This window comes from Enterococcus sp. AZ191, assembly GCF_051713845.1.
In the GTDB taxonomy this organism is placed as follows: domain Bacteria; phylum Bacillota; class Bacilli; order Lactobacillales; family Enterococcaceae; genus Enterococcus_B; species Enterococcus_B durans.
Map to the genome: position 1 here is coordinate 2104305 of NZ_JBIOQS010000001.1, position 17379 is coordinate 2121683.

At 37.7% G+C, this 17379-nt stretch carries 16 protein-coding genes, 1 pseudogene and 1 riboswitch; of the genes and pseudogenes, 6 read left to right on the forward strand and 11 right to left on the reverse strand.

Annotated features, from left to right (window positions below):
• Positions 1-2: 2 nt before the first annotated feature.
• From IGI47_RS10180 to IGI47_RS10195, 4 genes are all read right to left on the reverse strand, one after another.
• On the reverse strand, positions 3-563 hold the full coding sequence (locus IGI47_RS10180; RefSeq protein WP_438784123.1) for a cell wall elongation regulator TseB-like domain-containing protein: 561 nt from the start codon (positions 561-563) through the stop codon (positions 3-5).
• A gap of 46 nt (positions 564-609) precedes the next feature.
• Positions 610-3390: a helicase C-terminal domain-containing protein gene (locus IGI47_RS10185; RefSeq protein ID WP_438784124.1), complete on the reverse strand. Its 2781-nt coding sequence runs from the start codon at positions 3388-3390 to the stop codon at positions 610-612.
• Positions 3391-3593: 203 nt separating this feature from the next.
• Positions 3594-3794 (reverse strand): cold-shock protein, encoded by a 201-nt coding sequence (locus IGI47_RS10190; protein ID WP_005875554.1) that lies wholly within the window; start codon positions 3792-3794, stop codon positions 3594-3596.
• 579 nt (positions 3795-4373) lie between these two features.
• Positions 4374-5480 carry a baeRF6 domain-containing protein gene (locus tag IGI47_RS10195; RefSeq protein ID WP_438784125.1) on the reverse strand — a complete coding sequence of 369 codons (1107 nt, stop codon included), beginning with the start codon at positions 5478-5480 and terminating at the stop codon, positions 4374-4376.
• 238 nt (positions 5481-5718) lie between these two features.
• On the opposite strand from IGI47_RS10195, the gene IGI47_RS10200 reads away from it, so the two are divergent.
• The 4 genes and pseudogenes from IGI47_RS10200 to IGI47_RS10215 all read left to right on the forward strand — a co-directional run bounded on the left by IGI47_RS10200 (position 5719) and on the right by IGI47_RS10215 (position 8183).
• The gene (locus IGI47_RS10200; RefSeq protein WP_438784126.1) at positions 5719-5841 is read left to right on the forward strand and encodes a hypothetical protein; all 123 of its coding nucleotides are present in this window, start codon (positions 5719-5721) and stop codon (positions 5839-5841) included.
• Positions 5842-5968: 127 nt separating this feature from the next.
• Positions 5969-7276 carry a serine hydrolase gene (locus tag IGI47_RS10205; RefSeq protein ID WP_438784128.1) on the forward strand — a complete coding sequence of 436 codons (1308 nt, stop codon included), beginning with the start codon at positions 5969-5971 and terminating at the stop codon, positions 7274-7276.
• Between the two features lie 155 nt (positions 7277-7431).
• A pseudogene (locus IGI47_RS10210) lies at positions 7432-7551 on the forward strand (DUF3788 family protein); the annotation flags it as partial.
• 224 nt (positions 7552-7775) lie between these two features.
• The gene (locus tag IGI47_RS10215; RefSeq protein WP_438784130.1) at positions 7776-8183 is read left to right on the forward strand and encodes a DUF3788 family protein; all 408 of its coding nucleotides are present in this window, start codon (positions 7776-7778) and stop codon (positions 8181-8183) included.
• Between the two features lie 345 nt (positions 8184-8528).
• Here IGI47_RS10215 and IGI47_RS10220 read toward each other — a convergent pair whose 3' ends face one another.
• Positions 8529-9203, reverse strand: a complete 675-nt coding sequence (locus IGI47_RS10220; RefSeq protein ID WP_311929326.1) for a DUF4956 domain-containing protein — start codon at positions 9201-9203, stop codon at positions 8529-8531.
• Positions 9193-9918, reverse strand: coding sequence for a polyphosphate polymerase domain-containing protein (locus IGI47_RS10225; RefSeq protein ID WP_311929327.1), 726 nt, complete (start codon positions 9916-9918; stop codon positions 9193-9195). Before IGI47_RS10225 ends, IGI47_RS10220 begins: the two co-directional genes overlap by 11 nt.
• Before the next feature lie 527 nt (positions 9919-10445).
• On the opposite strand from IGI47_RS10225, the gene IGI47_RS10230 reads away from it, so the two are divergent.
• The gene (locus IGI47_RS10230; RefSeq protein ID WP_438784131.1) at positions 10446-11648 is read left to right on the forward strand and encodes a YdcF family protein; all 1203 of its coding nucleotides are present in this window, start codon (positions 10446-10448) and stop codon (positions 11646-11648) included.
• Between the two features lie 29 nt (positions 11649-11677).
• On the opposite strand, the gene IGI47_RS10235 is transcribed toward IGI47_RS10230, so the two are convergent.
• The 4 genes from IGI47_RS10235 to IGI47_RS10250 form a co-directional block, all read right to left on the reverse strand.
• Entirely contained in the window at positions 11678-12946 is a 1269-nt protein-coding gene (locus IGI47_RS10235) for a voltage-gated chloride channel family protein (RefSeq protein ID WP_438784133.1), read from the reverse strand.
• 50 nt (positions 12947-12996) lie between these two features.
• Positions 12997-13064: riboswitch (Fluoride riboswitch) on the reverse strand.
• Positions 13065-13106: 42 nt separating this feature from the next.
• Positions 13107-13754 carry a FusB/FusC family EF-G-binding protein gene (locus IGI47_RS10240; RefSeq protein WP_311929332.1) on the reverse strand — a complete coding sequence of 216 codons (648 nt, stop codon included), beginning with the start codon at positions 13752-13754 and terminating at the stop codon, positions 13107-13109.
• 348 nt (positions 13755-14102) lie between these two features.
• Positions 14103-14606, reverse strand: coding sequence for an HD domain-containing protein (locus IGI47_RS10245; RefSeq protein WP_016177482.1), 504 nt, complete (start codon positions 14604-14606; stop codon positions 14103-14105).
• 123 nt (positions 14607-14729) lie between these two features.
• Positions 14730-15494 (reverse strand): TrmH family RNA methyltransferase, encoded by a 765-nt coding sequence (locus tag IGI47_RS10250; protein ID WP_311929334.1) that lies wholly within the window; start codon positions 15492-15494, stop codon positions 14730-14732.
• Positions 15495-15601: 107 nt separating this feature from the next.
• Here IGI47_RS10250 and IGI47_RS10255 point away from each other — a divergent pair, with 107 nt between their 5' ends.
• The gene (locus IGI47_RS10255; RefSeq protein ID WP_311929335.1) at positions 15602-15877 is read left to right on the forward strand and encodes an acylphosphatase; all 276 of its coding nucleotides are present in this window, start codon (positions 15602-15604) and stop codon (positions 15875-15877) included.
• Positions 15878-16222: 345 nt separating this feature from the next.
• Here the strand turns inward: IGI47_RS10255 and IGI47_RS10260 are convergent, their stop codons facing one another.
• Positions 16223-17374: a pyridoxal phosphate-dependent aminotransferase gene (locus IGI47_RS10260; RefSeq protein WP_438784136.1), complete on the reverse strand. Its 1152-nt coding sequence runs from the start codon at positions 17372-17374 to the stop codon at positions 16223-16225.
• Positions 17375-17379 lie beyond the last annotated feature (5 nt).

A 17379-nucleotide genomic window follows, 5' to 3' on the forward strand; every position in this document is an offset into this window, starting at 1 on the left:
ATTTAGATATCGGTAATTGTTTTTACTTCTTTTCCTGTGTCAAAAGCAATTAGATAATAATTCAATTCATTATGTGAATTTTCTCCTGTGATTTCCCAGACTACTTGATCATCGTACATCCCAAGAGTTGCTTTTTCGACTTGGATATCTGGATGAGCATCCGCAATCTTTTGTCTCGCTTCTTTTTCTGTCAGCCCGTCTTTTTGAGCTAAAACTTTTACTTTTTCACCCGATTTTGGAATGACGACCACGATTTCCTGGCCTTTATCATTTTTACCTGTCAAAGAGAAATACGTTTTTTTACGTGTGAACCAATAAAAACGATCAACTTCCTTTAGATCGGCATATTTTTCGGCAATCTCAGTCGCTTCTTTTTTCGCCTGCATCATTGGACGACTTGAGCGTAAATAGAAAATCGAACTAAATACGATCACTGCTAATAAAAAAATGATCAAGCCAAGTAAAACGCGGTTGATTATCTTTTCTTTTGTCGTTTTTTTCTTTTTGTTTTTCTTTGGTGATTTTTTCAAGGATCGTCGCTCCTTTTTTTTGTTCGCTATCATTCATTATAGCAGATTTTTGATATGAAAAAAGAATGTCACAGGAAGTTTATTCTTCGTTTTTGTTTAAGAAGTGATGGATGTCATGGCAAATCTCTTCCATTGAGTCTTCCTTGATCGTGATTTTTTTAGGCAAAGCTTGAATGATCCGCGCCCCATATTTAGCAGAAAGCAAGCGTCGATCCAAAATCAGCAGAACCCCGCGGTCTTTTTCTGAACGAATCAAACGACCTAATGCCTGTCTCAGCTTCAAGGCTGCTTTGGGGACCAGCTCCTGATAGAAGGGATTGAGTCCTTCTGATTCGAGATACGCATTTCTAGCTCTTACCATCGGACGCAAAGGATTATCGAAAGGAAGTCGAGTCACTACTACGATTTGTAACGCATCTCCAGGTAGATCGACGCCCTCCCAAAAGCTGTCTGCACCAAACAGTACGCTCATTTCCGATAACGTGAACCGTTTCAAAAGTTTTTGGCGACTGCCACCAAAACCTTGTGCCAGAATCTCTCGTCCTTGCTCCAACATAGTCAAATGAATCCGTTGGTACACTTTTTGTAAAATATCATGGGAGGTAAACAGGACTAAGATCGGACGCTTCTCTTGTGTAATCAACTCCATGAGAGAATTTGCCAAATAATCAACATACTGCTGACTGCTCACTTGATTGATTGCCGGAGCATCTTTAGGCACATAGACTCTAGCTTGTTGCTCATAATCATAAGGAGAAGCAATCACTTTGAGTGGTGTTTCTTCTATCCCCAAGCGCTTCGCTAGATAGTGACGATTTGGCCCGACTTTTAATGTGCCACCGATATATAATATTCTTTCATAGCGAGGATACCAAGCGGTTGTTTCTAATAAAGCAGCCTGGAAATCATGCAAATGAAAAATCGTTTGCTGCGGATTCTTACCGGGTACGAACCAATGAATCAGATTCTCATGCCAATCTTCTAGCCATTTTCCCATAAAAAATCCTTGTTTTTCCATTTGATCAAACAGCTGATAGAAAGTCGCCAAATCGATCCGCATCTGGTTCGTCCAACTTTCTTGGATGATTTCTAGACTAAGGCGCATCTGTATCTGCAATTGTTGGATTTCGCGGTAAAACAAATGAAGATGATCAATTGCCATACTTGCTTCTAATGGAAGCTGATCAAGCATATCTTTGGTGACCATTATTTCTTCTGGATATTCGCCATGGGTCTCCTTAGGTGCAAACTCATTCAACCCTTCTGCCAGAAAAATCTGTGCCTCACATAATGCACTTAATTCATCTCGGTAAATCTCAAGCCAGCGACGCATGTCATGATTCTCCGGCAAATAACTTTGAATGCGGTCAAACAATCGTTCTGGATCTTCAAATTGCTGGATTTGTTTATAAAATTGAGCAATACTTAGCCGCTGTTCGCTCACCTTTTCTGCAATGTCTGGTAAATGATGCGCTTCATCGATCAATAAATAAGGACTTTTCGGAAGTAAAGGTGTTTTCCTTTGTGTCTCTTGGACTAAAAAAGCATGGTTCACAATCAAAAAATTGCTCTGCTGGACTTTTCTTTCTAGGAAACGGACAAAATCTTGTTCATAGAAAGATTGATTACGTGCTAAAAAGTTTGTTCCTCGATGCGCGATCTCTGAGAAAAAAGCATGATTCAGATTCGTCAGATGCAATTCATCTAAATCACCTGTTGTTGTTTGGGTCAACCAGACCAAGACCGACATTTGATAGAGAGCATATTGTTTTTGCTCCTTTGGTGTTGCCAGTGTTGCCTTGAATCGTTGGAGATCGATATAATGCCGGTAACTTTTGATGATAGTTGCTTGGATCGGTTGCTCCAATAACTGATTCAACAAAGGGATATCTTTTTCCATGATCTGCTGTTGTAAAACAAGCGATACTGTACTGATGATTGCTGGTTTTTCTGGTGTTGCCAGATAACTAAGGGGTAAGAGATAGCCGATTGTTTTGCCCATTCCTGTAGCAGCTTCAATCATCAGATTTTTAGACTCATCTTTTGTAAAATGGTCATACACCGCATTCATCAAACGATTCTGTTCTTTTCGATACATCAATGTTTTGCCAAACAACTTCTCTTTGGCCTGTTTCTTCCTTGGATAGACCTTTTTGCCATAATGCACGTCTGTGTAGAGCTCTACTTCTTTTTTTCGCAAAGCAATGCCATCGATGATTTCCCAGTCTTCCTTCAATCTAGGAGGATTCTCTCGCATTTTATCGGTCACGTGTTGGATAAATCCAGCGGTATCCATTCCTGTCTGTCCGCTTAATTCAATGATTTTTTCTAAAGTGATGATCGGAAGCTGCTGCATACGCTCTTCGATCAGTAAAAGAAGTTGTGCAGTCACTTCTGCATCACTGTCTGCCTGATGGGGATTTTCGTGGACAAAACCTAGACTCTCCGATAAATCAGAAAGACGAAAACTTGGTTCACAGGGCAAGAAAATTTGTGCTAACTCAACGGTATCAATTCCTGGAATCGTCAAAGCTGGTGTATTGCAACGGGTCAATTCTTGGTTAAGAAAATTATAGTCAAAATATATATTATGTGCGACAAAAATTGTGTCAGCTAATAAATGATAGATTGTTTGTGCAACATCTTCGAAATAAGGCGCTTGCTGCACACGCTGATTTGTAATCCCAGTTAAATGTTGGATTTGTTTAGAAATCTTTCGGCCTGGATTAATATCTATCGAAAAACGAGAAGTGATTCGACCACCTTCAATCATGACACACCCAAATTGGATTATTCGATCTTCTTTTGGATTTGTCCCAGTTGTTTCGATATCAACAACTGCATAAGTTTTTGGTTTCAAAATAAATACCCCTTCTCTTTCCTTTAAATATTCTCTTGCGATTATACTACAAACCTAAGAAAATTACTTTGACCCTCTCCTTTCTTTTAGTAAATCATCATAAAGATGGGGAGTTCACAATAGATAAAACAGTTGCTCAAGACAAAAAAGCTCGGAAAACTAATTGAATAGTTTCTCCGAGCTTTATAAATTATATAGGTTGATTAAGCTTTAACAACGTTAGTTGCTTGAGGGCCACGTTGACCTTCTTCAACATCGAAGTTTACTGTTTGGCCTTCTTCTAAAGTTTTGAAGCCGTCGCCTTGGATAGCTGAGAAATGAACGAATACGTCGTTACCGTTTTCTGCTGTGATAAATCCAAAACCTTTTTCTGAGTTAAACCATTTTACTGTACCTGTTTCCATAATAAAAATCCTCCTTGTGTATCAACACATATTTTGCAATTACTTGAATGGTGTATATCTGGAAGATGTTTATTTGAAACAAGCTACCACAGATTACCGAACAAAAACTACATTCTTACTATATCATACCGTTTACAAAATTACCAGAGTTTTTCCTTATTTTTTTGTATTTACTCTCTTATTTAGAAGATATATTCGCAAATAAACGAACGTTTTCTCGAAATCCCCCTATAAGATTCAGAAAATTTCTATTTCCCATTTTCACTTTTGCGAAAAATTTCAATTTATTATCTGAAAAAAGGATGAACGAACTTTGGAATTCTCTAATGATCCACATCATTTTTTAACTGATAAAAATTAGTATGCGCATCTATCCCCTCTCAACTGTAAGGTTCGTTTTTCTGAGAAAAGTACATTCCCCTCGCAAAGCCAATGCGACTAAAGCACAAAAATAATGAGCGAGAGGCAAAAATTAGGAACACTTTTGTCTCTCGCTAAAGATGAATCCAACGGCTGAAACAGAGGAAACTCCTTTTCTTGGAGTTAAACACTTCTGTCATAGTTTCACTAGTTTTTCACTCAATAACGTAAAATCGCAACTAAACTCTTTTCGTCTGGTGCATCTTTTTGTTCAAGGATAAAGACCTGACCACCGTTCGTGATCACATTATCTGCTAGTTCATTCAGCACTTGACGGCGGTCATATTCTGTTTCTGGATCTTCGCCAAAACCATCTGCTAAATTAGATGTAGCAATGAATAAATGGGATATTTTCCCTTCTTTTGCTGCCGGTATAATATCAACGAGTTGATCAATGAACTTTTTATCAAGCAACTTATTGTAGTCACTTGCTTCTTTGACAGCTAATTCTTGCGATAGTTTTTTTGCGCCTGCTTCAATTTCTTTTAATGAATGTTGTGCAGGTGAAGCTGAGATCGCAATATCGGAACGATAATAAGGGTTCTTCGCCACTTTTTTGAACATCGTCTGATTTTCTGGTAGTGCAAATAAGAAGATAGGCCATTTCTCTGGATTTTCAAATGTATCTTTCAAATAGTCATCGACTGCTTGATAATAATTGACCCAATCAATTTCGATTTCTTCATCTTTAGGGTTGACTCCATGGAACGTCGTACCTTCACTACCATTTGATGCGTAGTTCAACCCGCCTCCTGTTAGTTCAGATCCTAAAGCAGTGACGACATCTTTTGGTGCATCTTCAGGCAAAGCCACTTCTTTGACTTGTTTATTCGTTACTTCGTACAATTTCATCGAATCACGATTCAATCCTAATAAATAGTATGAATAGTTGAAATGTCCATTTTTGATGATCGCTAATAAATAAGGTAGATCACTCACATAATACTGGTCATCTACAGGAATCCCCAAACGGTGGATAAACACTCGTTCTGGTGATACTATGACAGCTACACTCGTTGTGGCACTACGCCAGAAAGACGGATCGTCCAACAAACTAGTAATTTTTTCTTGGAATGGGGACCAATCATGCTCAGAGTATTTCTTTTCAAAGCGCTTTTTCGCTTCCTTTGCAAAATTCTTGAATTTGATTTGATCTTTTTCTACGTCTTGATGCGCAACATGGGTGTTTAACATAATCGTGACAAACGGTCCTTTGGTACCTTCTGAAGTCAATTGTGATAATAATTCTTTTTCTTTTTTTGCCATAAACGTACCCCTCCTAAAAAAATCATTTCTTTGTATCTGTAAATAAAGTCTACCACATCCCATTTTATCAATACAATAAAACGAATTCCTACCAGAGAAATACCTGATCGAATTTTAGTTGTGTTGTCCTACTTCATATTTTTTTCATACTTTTATCAATTATATGCTCATTTCCTTAACAGTAGCTTCAAACTCTCTTGCTATACTATAAAAAAACAAAAAAGAACGAGGTGATCTTATGCAATTATTCATGATTTTTAGTTTGGTCGCACTCTCAGCAGGCGCTCTTTTTGCAGCATCACGCCTAAACGAACCCGAAGTACAGCCAGTCAAAGTTCGTGTCAATGAACCCAAAAGATAACTTTCTCTGATTCTTCATTAATAAGACTTGTTCTTTATAAGGTTTTTTTCAGAACCATTGAAACCTTTTGTTCTCTCTGATAATATTCTAAGTTGTAAGAATCAATTTAAAAATGAGGAGAACAAAGATGTTCAAAAAAAATACCCGTTTTATTGTACTATTAGCAAGTCTTATCTTATGTATCACTTCTTTCTTGCCTAGCGCAACTGTTCAAGCAGACGACGCATTTAAAATAAATGCCAAAGCTGCCTTTGCCGTAGATGCAGAAAGTGGAAAAATCCTTTATGATCAGGATGGCGAAAAAACGATGGGAATTGCTTCCATCACAAAGATCATTGGTCTATATATCGTACTTGAACAAATCAAAGAAGGTAAATTATCTTGGGAAGATAAGGTAGCCATTTCGGATTATGCAGAAAAATTAAGCGTCGTGCCGGATCTATCGAATGTTCCTTTGCATAAAGAAAATGATTATACAGTGAAAGAACTTGTTGACTCAGCTTTCATCCAATCAGCTAATGCTTCCATGGTTGCTTTAGCTGAAAAAGTTGCAGGCAGTGAAAGTAAATTTCTTGAGTTAATGAAGAAACAACTAAAAGATTGGGGCATCAAAGATGCAACGATCGTCAATGCATCAGGTTTAAACAATTCTTACCTAGGTGAGAATCGACCTGAGAATACTGGTGAAACAGATGAAAATCAACTGTCTGCGAAAGATGTCGCTATTGTTGCTCGTCACCTCATCTTAGATTACCCTGAAGTCTTAAAAATCACGAGTACCACAAATCAAACATTCGGCGAAAACACACAGTCACCGGTTGAAATGGTCAATTGGAACTGGATGCTACCTGGTTTTGTAAACTATCATGAAGGTGTCGATGGATTAAAAACTGGCACAACTGATTTTGCGGGTGCATGCTTTGTCGGAACAATCAACAAAGATGGCCGACGAATCATCACAGTGGTTTTAAATGCAGATAACCATGAAGAAAATCCAAGTGCCCGTTTCAATGAAACGTCACGATTGATGGATTATTGTTATGACAACTGGTCAGAAAAAGAACTTGGAAAAGCAAATGCAAGCATTCCAAGCCTAAAAGACATCAAAGTGAAAGATGGTAAAGAAACCTCCGTCAATGTTGCGCTAAAAAGTCCTGTAAAAGTCTGGGTCGAAAATGGAATGGATAATGGAAAATTAACGATTACTCCAACACTTGATAAAAAGAAAGTAACGGATGACCAAGTGACCGCTCCTATCAACAAAGGCACTACAATTGGCTCAGCAACGATCCAATTAGCTGATGACAAATTAGGCTATTTGGAAGCAAATCAAGAGCCTTCGACAGACATCATCACCACTTCTACTGTTGAAAAAGCAAATATTTTTGTCATTGGTTGGCGCCATATTACAGAATTTTTCAGTAATTTATTTTAACATCATGAAATAGTCACCAAAAAGAGGTCGAGACAAAAGTCGTTTAGGTGTGAGAAATTGAAGAGAAAAACGAACAATACGCTTTTTGTATTGTTCGTTTTTTTTTTGAAATTTCCGGAAAACCTGACTTTTGGACGCCGTTTATTTGAGAGAGGCTGGGACAGAAGTGTTTAACTCCGAGAAATAAGAAGAAATGAACGAAAATTGCTTTTCAAATTTTTGTGAATTTCGGCTTATTTAAGAAGGAGTTGCTTCTGCTCTCGCCGTTTATTCGAGAATCTGTAGCAAAACTGATTTTTAGATTTATCCCACATTCTTTTTTTGTGTCCAAAGCGAATGGTTAACAAAACTCCGAGCAACAAAACTGTAACTCCTCGATAAGATCAACTAAATCTTGGTACACTGCATGAGTACATGATGCGAAGTATGTGGGTTTTCTTTTGGCCCTTCTGATTACTTTGGTATAATCAGGTAAATGGAAGTTTCAGAGGAAATAAGGATGGGTGAAAAGCAACAATTATTGCAAGATGCAACAGTCAAGCCAACTGAGGAATTGATCTCTGCTGGACTAGGAGAAGCAACTATACTATACGAAGAGTTCATTAGGAATATAAAAAGCCAAGGAATCACTCTTATGGATTGGCGGTTTTATAATGATGGAAAAGCTTGGCTATCAAAAGGTGAATACAAATGGACCACATCACGTGGTTCACAGAAAGTAAAACCGATCTTCTGGCTTTCTATTTGGGACGGATTTTTCAAAGTATCCTTTCATTTTCCAGAAAAAATGAGGGAGGAATTAGTCACGCTCTCATTAAGTGAAGGAACCAAAGAGAAGATAAAACTCTTCAAGAAAACGGGAACAAAAGGAAACATCTTTCGGTTATCTTTGATGTTGATCATCTAGAACAATTGGCTGATATCTATCAACTAGTGGAATTTAAGAAACAGAATGTATAGTCTTCCTTAGATTTCCAGCTATCAGATACCGACGAACTAAACGCAAATCTTTTCTGGCCATCGCATCTTTGACTGTTGATGACTCGTTTAAGATCTATGAAACAGCCTTGCAAGAAAATTGCTCGAGATAAAAAGGGCGGTTGATCTTTATCGCTGTCTTTTCAAAAAAGCTTGCTCTCAGTTTTACCAGTAGTTACTGAAGATAAAAAGAAAGTACTTTATTGAAGAGCCTCCGCTAAGCTTTGGCATTGGGACCTCACTTCCTTGTTAAGTACTTTCTTTTTCTTAGTTATCACAATAATTTATTCGATTTGTCCATACCTACAGTGATCGAAATGACTTCTGGATGCTCCATGATCGTTCGAACCAATTCTTTTTCAAGCATACTCGTTTTTACTTTTACTATATAGTGTAAGGAGCAAGTTTCTTTATTGATTTTTACTTTTTTTAAATTGCAGTTTTCTGTATATTCTGCAATTTTTTCTTCAATAATATTCGAAAGAAACAAGGATTTAGAAACTTTTAGCTTGATCGTTTTTTCAGTATTAAAAACTGTATGTTTATTTTTGATTGGAAGCGTGAAGATGATGACTTGGATAGCAGCAACTATACTAGATACTAATAGTGCATAGACAATATACCCCGTCCCTGTGGCTAAACCAATCGACGTTGCCCAAAAAATACTGAAAATATCTCTTGAATTCCCTTGAGCAGACCGGAATCGCACTAAGTTAAATGCGCCCAGAACAGCGATCCCCGTACCTAAGTTACCGTTGATCAACAAAATGACGGTATGTACTAAAGTAGGTAACCCAATCAAGGCAAACATGAAGTTTTTTGTACAGTTGTTTTGATACATATGGGTGTAAGCAATCAGAATGCCTAGCAAAATCGACACCACCATACATAAAAAGAAATCATCTAGTGTGAGTTGAGAAGGCTCATTTTTTAAGACACTATTGAACATAGAGCGGGTCCTCTTGGATATATCTTTTATAGACTTGTTTATATTTAGAAAATTTTATCTCTTTTTTGCTCATCCTATCCAATCCTACTTGTAACCATTCAGGTATTTCTCCTGTCGTTTTTACTTCCATCAGCACATCGATTTCTGGCGCTACCAGATTGTCTTCTGCACAATGTTCCCAAGTCGTTAAGTTCATTAGACGGTAATAGATATTTTGATCAAAAGTGATGCGCATATCTTCTGAATCCCTATTTACAAATGCTTCTCTTAAATAATAGATATATACTTTGGGCTCCAATGCCAACCTTCTGAACAACCACTGTATTTCATTAAAAATATACTCTTCTTCTAAATTACTGAATGTGGTCTCTGCCAACTCGATATTTTCCAGCATATCATCAAGCTCATGATGCGCTAATTTTATTCTACGTTTATCTGTCATTCCTTGAAACTTTCTTTTTATCTCTAAGTAGATAGGCGATATGTCCTGAGGATCTCCATATTTTCTGATTCTAAATTTTTCTCGATAGGACTTTTCTGTAGTGATTTCTTTTAAAAAGTGATGATCGTTTGTATCAAAATACAAGGAAGAAATAAAATGATTACTATATTTATCCCGAACTACCTGTTTTGGAAATAGTGTTTTCAAATACTTAGCTTGGTCATAAGTTAATGCAAATTTTCTTTCAATACGTTTAAATCTTTTTTTGTTCATATACTATCTCCTATAAAATACTTTATCTCAAAATAGAATTACTTTCGATTATATTTGTGACAGTGAATGTATAAAAAAGCGAGTGGATAAATACTGTTTTTTTCATTCTGGCCTACTTGTTCCACGTTTTACTGTGTATACTTCTTGTCCATCTTGTTTTTCCCATCAAATCATCCGGTTCATTCCTTCCATAGATTTTGTTGCCGTTAACATTTTATTATGCAACTGGTTTGTTGCTTGACCGATATTTTCCAATAAAAAAAAATATCGTTTTCGCATTCATTTTCAATGCTACAGTTATTTGTATCTACAAAAATCTTCCTCAAGATCGAGGTCTAAAAAATCTGTTAATTTGAAGATTTATGTTTTCGATAAAAGCTTTTTTCAACATAATTCGTTATAATAGAAACGTCGTGAAAAAACTGATTGACTATTTAGTAACTAACTTATCTATATCCGCTGTATTTACTACTAAATGATGCTATCTTTTTTAAGAAAAAAATTACAAATCGAAAGGAGTTCATTCAATGAATCTTACTAGAGACCTGATATTTTTAGTTATCTATATTTTAGGAATGTCAGGCATCCTCTATTGGCGCAAGCGCCAAAGCGATCCCGCTCTATTCTTTTATTGTGGGACGTGGACTTTTATGATGATGGTCACTTACTTCGTCGTTTTAGAAGTTTTTTATCATACATTTTATTTTTTGATTCCATTGCTATTTTTCAGTATTTTTGCATTTTTCTATTTTAAGGAGAAACGTAGGTTAATCAATGGCCTACTTTTTAATACGTTTTTGATTGTCTTTGGTGGTTATCTAGGGTGGCTACTAATAGAGACGCAAAATATCTTTATCGGTGGGTTATTGGCTTTGATCGGGATACCAATATTAATTCTTTTGGCAATCGGTATCTACATTTTGATCATTTTTTTATTTTGGAATGGTGTTGTAGTCATGAAAAAAGAATCCCGTTCTTTGGCCAATCTTTTGACTCTCTTGTTAGGAGTTGCTTTGACTATCTTTTTGATATTGGACTATACATTAGTCCGTTGGCTCCCACAATGGGCAAATGCTCTATTTGCTGTCATTCCGTTTATTTTTGCTTATCTACTCATCGTTTTCTTTAATTTTATGACTGTTTCAATTTTGTATCAGTTCAACCGTCCAAGGTATAACCAAGATTATATCGTTGTTCTCGGCGCTGGTTTGATTGATGGTGAACGCGTATCTCCCCTACTTGCTAAAAGGATCAATAAGGCGATCGCATTTTATTGGGCACAAAGTAAAGCAACTTTGAATCCACCAGTCTTGCTCATGTCAGGAGGAAAAGGAACCGATGAAAAAGTAGCTGAAGCCATTGCAATGAAGCAATATGCTTTAGAAAAAGGGATTCCCGAGCGTGATATTTTAGTAGAAACAAATTCCACAACGACGCTAGAAAATATGCTGTTTTCAAAAGAAATAATGGATCAGCAAATGAATGGGCCTTATCGCGCGATTTTTACTTCAAATAATTACCATATCTTTAGAGCTGGACTATATGCGCGGCAAGCGAAACTTAGTGCAAACGGAATCGGTGCAAAAACTGCACTATACTACTTACCGAATGCTATCTTAAGAGAATTTATTGCCATTCTTGTCTTACACAAAAAACGCCATCTTATCATCTGTGGCTTGATGGTTGGCTTTGCAGTATTTTCTGCTCTTATTCTCAAATTCGCTCAATAAAAAATGGAGGCCTTGCGGCACTCCATTTTTTATTTCTCTTTTTGTCGTGAGATTCTTCCAAGGATCGGTAAGAACAAGATCCCTTTTTTCACTTCAACTTTTTGCGCAGAATAGATTCCACTATTTCCTGAACACATAAAGCTAATCAAACAGATCATAAAGAAATAGCTGGCTGCTTGACCTCCAAAAAGTTCGATCCCCATAACAAAGCAAGCAATCGGTGTATTCGTTGCTCCAGAGAACACCCCAATAAACCCTAATCCTGCTAAAAAAGGTACTGATACATGAAGAATAGGGGCTAATGTCGCACCTAAAGTTGCCCCAATCTCAAACAAAGGAGTCACTTCGCCTCCTTGGTACCCCGCACCAAGTGATAGAACGGTAAAGCCAAGTTTTCCAAGAAAATCATAAAAATGTGCACTTCCATTAAATGCATCTTGCAATAAAGGCAAGCTTAGTCCGAGATATCTTTGCGTCTGTAAAATCACTGCTATGAGTACCACGACTGCTCCTCCAATAAAATTGCGTAAAACTGGATGGGGGATCCGCTTTGCATACCAAGCTTTTAACCAGACGATCGAACGGCTAAAGAGCCAGCCAATGATGCCAAATGCAATGCCCGCAAGCAACAGTTTGAAAAAAAGTGAAGGGTCCCATGCAGGAATCGTCCCCATTTGATAATGAGTATGCTTGACATTGAAACTTTCCGTTACAAAGTTCGCAAAAAGTGCTGCAAAAAAGCTTGGAAACAGTGCTTCGGTTCTCACTTTTCCGATTGCCAATACTTCTAATCCAAACAATGTCCCAGCCAAGGGTGTCCCAAACACTGAGCTAAAACCTGCACTGATCCCACTGATGACAAGAGTCTCACGCTCGATGTTGTTCAATTTGAGCCAACGAGCAAAGTTCTCAGCAAGTGCCCCGCCCATTTGGACCGCTGTGCCCTCCCGACCAACAGAACCACCAAAAAGATGTGTGGTAATCGTGCCGAATAAGGTTAGAGGGATCAGCCGTAATGGAATCTTTCCATTTCCTCCATTCCCTTGATCGATCACTAAATTGTTTCCTCGTGAAGAATTGCCCCCATAAGTCGTATATAGATAAGCAAAAAATCCTCCACTTATCGGCAAAAGAAAAAGTAGCCAAGGGTGATCTAGCCGAATAGCTGTCACATCAGTCAAACTAGTTAGGAAGAATGCGGATAAACTTCCCATAAAAATACCTAAAATTGCTGCAATCAATAACCATTTGATCATATAGATGATCACCTTCAATGGATCAGGTAATCGATTTTCCATCTCATTTCCTCCTCAAAAAAACGCCTACTAAAAAAAGGGGTAGTCCCGTTTCTTTAGTAGGCGTCATTAGTTATCTTACGATCAACGTTTAAAGGCGAACACCATCACCTATTCACTTCACCAAATAAGATAGCATATTTTTCAGAAAAATACAATGAGATCACCGCTCACATTTCACTCGTTCTGTGAATTCGTAAAAAGGAGCCAACTGTACCAACTGCTGATTACATTGGTCACTATCATGACAAATATAATTTCCTTTTTTCGTGTATGTTCCATCTGAACCAGTTTTTGTGGTTGAAAGAAAGAGTGAAACATTTGAAGTTCTTTGACAAATCGAACAAATCCCTTTGTTGATTGTAGGAGATAATGTTCCACTGATCCCTTTTAGTTTTTCTTCTTCATAATAGATCATAAATTTTTTCTGGCTACCTGGATCGTTCCAACCAATATAAGTATGTTCCTTTAAATCCAGTTGGTTCCAATCTGGTTGTTTTAACTTTTTCACTTTTCGGAATAATTTATCAATCTGCGGTTTTGTCGGTTGTATGAATGGAAGAACGATCACTTTCAATTCCTCTAATAGTCGTTCTGCTTTTTCTTTTTTTAGAGTGATGTCTAGTACCTTCTCCATAAATTCATTTACAGCTGTATTAGGATGACCAAGTACCTCGTGGATCTTTTCAGCCGCTAATGCTTGGACTGTTTGGACTGTCTTTGGATCATTCACTGAACTATAGGCGTTTAACAGCTGCTCGACTTCTCGCTTGATAAAATAATATTGATATGGTTTGATTGTTTTTTCCATGACTTTGAGTCCTTTCTTCTTTCAAAATCGGCTACTTTGAAGAAAAAAGTGATCTTTCTATCAAAGTGCCTCTAGATAAAGCCCTCAAACTCTTTTAAATAAGATACACATCGCATCTTATCATCACCCCCTTTATTTTTATGTTGGTTATGTACTTTTTCATCTCAACAAAGTAAACAGTAAAAAGACCAATTAGTCAATGTCTAAACAAAAAAATGTGGGATAAATCTAAAAATCAGTTTTACTACAGACGCTCGAATAAATGACTTTTGTCTCGACCTGAATGTCTAAACAAAAAACCCGAGGATTTTTTCCAAAATCCTCGGGTCAAATACCTAGTTAAATACCTTAAATCGATTGTTCTTTACCGAAATATCGTTGCCATTTTTGTTTCATTGAAGCTGTCATGGGTTGGGCTGCTTCTTTGACTGCACAATATTTATCCACAAAAGTAACGATATAACCTTCTTTATATTTAGGAGGGGCGATCGTTGCTCCCCACATATGTTTCAAAATAATATCACGCTCTAAATCTGAAAGCTCCGTGATTTTTTCAGCATTTTTCACAGCGATCCTTGGATGAACATACGCATGTGTCCCTTCATCGAACTTCGTCGTACGCCAATCGTAGTAAAATAAATCATGTAAAAGGCCTGCTCGAGCAGTCGCTCTTGCATCACCGCCCCATTTTTTCGCTAATTTGTAGCTATAGTAAGACACACTGATTGAATGCTCTAATCGTGTCGAGTGGACATGTTGTGTATAATTTGCTAATTTCTTTACTGCATCAGTTTCTAATAGATCTTTTATATAAGACATATATTCTTCGTCTTCACGCCATTTTTCTGTCATAATTATCGATCTGCCACCTTTTTGAATTCCATTTATCTTTGAAATTGAACTTAGTATACCACTAGTGTTCGTAATATTCTAGTGAGGTTTTCGCAAAATGCAGAAAGCTTAATAGTTCCTTAACTATACGGAGAAGTGATAAAGCATGATGCCCGCTGCAACTCCTACATTTAAAGACTCCGCATTTCCTTGAATCGGTATATAAACATTTTTATCCGTTAGCGCCAGTACTTCTGGACGTACGCCTTGACCTTCATTCCCCATCACGATCGCATAATTTTTCGTTGTCTGGATGTCATTCAGGGACACTGCTTCTTCATTCAGTTCTGTTCCATAGGTTATAAATCCTTGCTCTTTAAGGATAGGCAATAGTTTTGTTAGATCTTCTTGGATGATCGGTAAATGATAGTTGCTCCCCTGCATGCTTCTTAATACTTTAGTACTGTAGACATCAGCCGTTCCCTTACCTAGTACGACACAAGCTAGACCAAAAGCATCGGCTGTGCGGATCATTGTCCCTACATTGCCGGGATCTTGTACGTTGTCAAGCAGCAACCAACCACCTTCAAAATTCGGTATCTCTCTTTTTTCAGCTTCCACCACTGCCATGATCCCTTGAGGAGTTGGTAGATCTGAAACAGCTGCCATCACTTCTTCTGATACTAGTGTAACAGAAAGCGCCTGATTTTCTTCAAGCCAACTAGCCCACTCAGTCAGACCGCGTTGCGTAATAAAAAGTTCGTTGACCTTCGCATTTGAGGCAACAGCCTCCTCGATCAGGTGAAACCCTTCAAGCAGATATTCCCCTTTTTCTCCACGATATTTTTTCTTATGTAATTTTTTTAATTCTTTGATTCTTGGATTTTTTGCTGATTGGATCTCTTTCACATTTTTCACCTCAACTGATTATACCATGAATTAGATCCTTGCACTTGTTCAGTAGCAAAAAAGTCGGTATCATTAATTTAAAAATAAAAGAAAGAACGGTGAATAAAATGAACAAAATCAAGATGAACGTGCAAGGACGTGTACAAGGCGTTGGTTTTCGCTATATGACAAAAATCGTAGCGGATCAATTAGGGATCACCGGAACAGTGAAAAATGAAGATGACGGCTCTGTCACGATCGAAGCCGCGGGCGACGATGAGGCAATCAAAAAATTCGTGGAAGAAGTCAAACGATCACCAAGTCCCAGCGGACGTGTCCAATATGTGGACCTTCAGGAAAATCCGATGATGGAGGACAGAAAAAAGTTTGTTGTAACAGGCTGACCTTCTAGAAATGAATAGAAAATGCCAGAAAAATTGGACTGTCTGTATGTAAATCGAAAAAGTTTGTCCCTCTCTCCATCCTAGATCGACAAAAAACATTCTTATTAGCGAGCATAGTAACCAGTGATAGGTATACGTAAAAGTGGGACGACTTCAAAAATTTTGGTTCAATAAAATAGAGTCTATAATATTTTGTGGTAGTGGAAAATCGACTTTGATTTTCCACTACCACTTTTTTGTTGTCAAATCCTGACGCTGCCCAATCAACAAGCCAACTTTAGAAAGGATCATTTTCCCTCTTTGTTCTAATGGATACGCATAGCTGTTTCAAATATCCAGTTTTACCTAAAAATTTAGTTTTGCCAAACGATCAAAGGCTTCACCTAAAATTTCCAATGGCTGAGTCGCAGCTAGTCGAATATAGTTGTCCCCGATTGTTTCCCCAAACGCTTTTCCAGGGACAAAAAGTACGCCGCTTTTTTCTAAAACTTCCTCCACAAACGTTACTGAATCGAGCCCACTCTTACTGATATTAATAAAAGCATACATGCTTCCAGAAACAGAAGATAAAGATAAGTAAGGGATTTCTGCCACTCTTTTTTCAACATAGGCTAACCGTTCTTTGAATACTTCAACAACTGGCGGTACAAGCTGTTCATAGTGCTTTAATGCATAGATTGCACCTCTTTGAGAAGCAGTCGGTGCGGAATAAGTGATGTTTTCATTGATCAACCCAGCAATTTGATTGATGTATGCTGGTGCGATCATGTACCCTAAGCGCCAGCCAGTCATCGCAAACCCCTTCGATACACCACTGACAGTGATCGTATTATCGGGCGCAAATCGCGCCATGGGTACGAACTTCTCTTTAAAGGCAAAGTCTTCATAAATCTCATCGGAAATGATATAGAGTTCATTTTCGATTGCGACTTCAGCGATTTTTTTCAACGTGCTTTCAGAAAAAACAGCTCCCGTAGGATTATTCGGCGAATTGATGACGATCACCTTTGTACGATCCGTAATCGCTGCTTTTAAATCTTCCACATCCAACTGGAAGCCCTTTTCTTCATAGGTAGGAACAAAAACAGGCGTGCCTCCAGATAAAATGACTTGTTCCCGATATGGTGAAAAATAAGGTTCATGGATGATGACCTCATCCTCTGGATCTAGTAATGCCTGTAAAACTAAATACATCCCGTGCATTGCTCCGACTGTAGCTCGAACTTGGTTGCATTCAACGCTCAATCCATATTTCTTTTGATAAAAATCTACGACAGTTGACAAGAATTCTTTGCTGCCATCAGGCGCAGTATAATTAGTAGCACCATTTTTTACATCTGTATAAGCTGCTTCAATAATCGTCGGATCAGTGATCAAATCAGGATCACCAATCGATAAATCGATAATATTCTTTTTTTCCTTTGCCAAAATAGCAATATTCATCAACAGATTTTCTGCTGGTTGCTGAAACCGGCGTGCAATCTTACTTTTGTCCATCTTAC

Bases quoted from the DNA above. Each gene is read 5' to 3' on its own strand.
- IGI47_RS10180 (WP_438784123.1), bottom strand. From the start codon at position 563: ATGATAGCGAACAAAAAAAAGGAGCGACGATCCTTGAAAAAATCACCA.
- IGI47_RS10190 (WP_005875554.1), bottom strand. From the start codon at position 3,794: ATGGAAACAGGTACAGTAAAATGGTTTAACTCAGAAAAAGGTTTTGGA.
- IGI47_RS10195 (WP_438784125.1), bottom strand. From the start codon at position 5,480: ATGGCAAAAAAAGAAAAAGAATTATTATCACAATTGACTTCAGAAGGT.
- IGI47_RS10200 (WP_438784126.1), top strand. From the start codon at position 5,719: ATGCAATTATTCATGATTTTTAGTTTGGTCGCACTCTCAGCAGGCGCT.
- IGI47_RS10205 (WP_438784128.1), top strand. From the start codon at position 5,969: ATGTTCAAAAAAAATACCCGTTTTATTGTACTATTAGCAAGTCTTATC.
- IGI47_RS10215 (WP_438784130.1), top strand. From the start codon at position 7,776: ATGGGTGAAAAGCAACAATTATTGCAAGATGCAACAGTCAAGCCAACT.
- IGI47_RS10220 (WP_311929326.1), bottom strand. From the start codon at position 9,203: ATGTTCAATAGTGTCTTAAAAAATGAGCCTTCTCAACTCACACTAGAT.
- IGI47_RS10225 (WP_311929327.1), bottom strand. From the start codon at position 9,918: ATGAACAAAAAAAGATTTAAACGTATTGAAAGAAAATTTGCATTAACT.
- IGI47_RS10230 (WP_438784131.1), top strand. From the start codon at position 10,446: ATGAATCTTACTAGAGACCTGATATTTTTAGTTATCTATATTTTAGGA.
- IGI47_RS10235 (WP_438784133.1), bottom strand. From the start codon at position 12,946: ATGGAAAATCGATTACCTGATCCATTGAAGGTGATCATCTATATGATC.
- IGI47_RS10240 (WP_311929332.1), bottom strand. From the start codon at position 13,754: ATGGAAAAAACAATCAAACCATATCAATATTATTTTATCAAGCGAGAA.
- IGI47_RS10245 (WP_016177482.1), bottom strand. From the start codon at position 14,606: ATGACAGAAAAATGGCGTGAAGACGAAGAATATATGTCTTATATAAAA.
- IGI47_RS10255 (WP_311929335.1), top strand. From the start codon at position 15,602: ATGAACAAAATCAAGATGAACGTGCAAGGACGTGTACAAGGCGTTGGT.
- IGI47_RS10260 (WP_438784136.1), bottom strand. From the start codon at position 17,374: ATGGACAAAAGTAAGATTGCACGCCGGTTTCAGCAACCAGCAGAAAAT.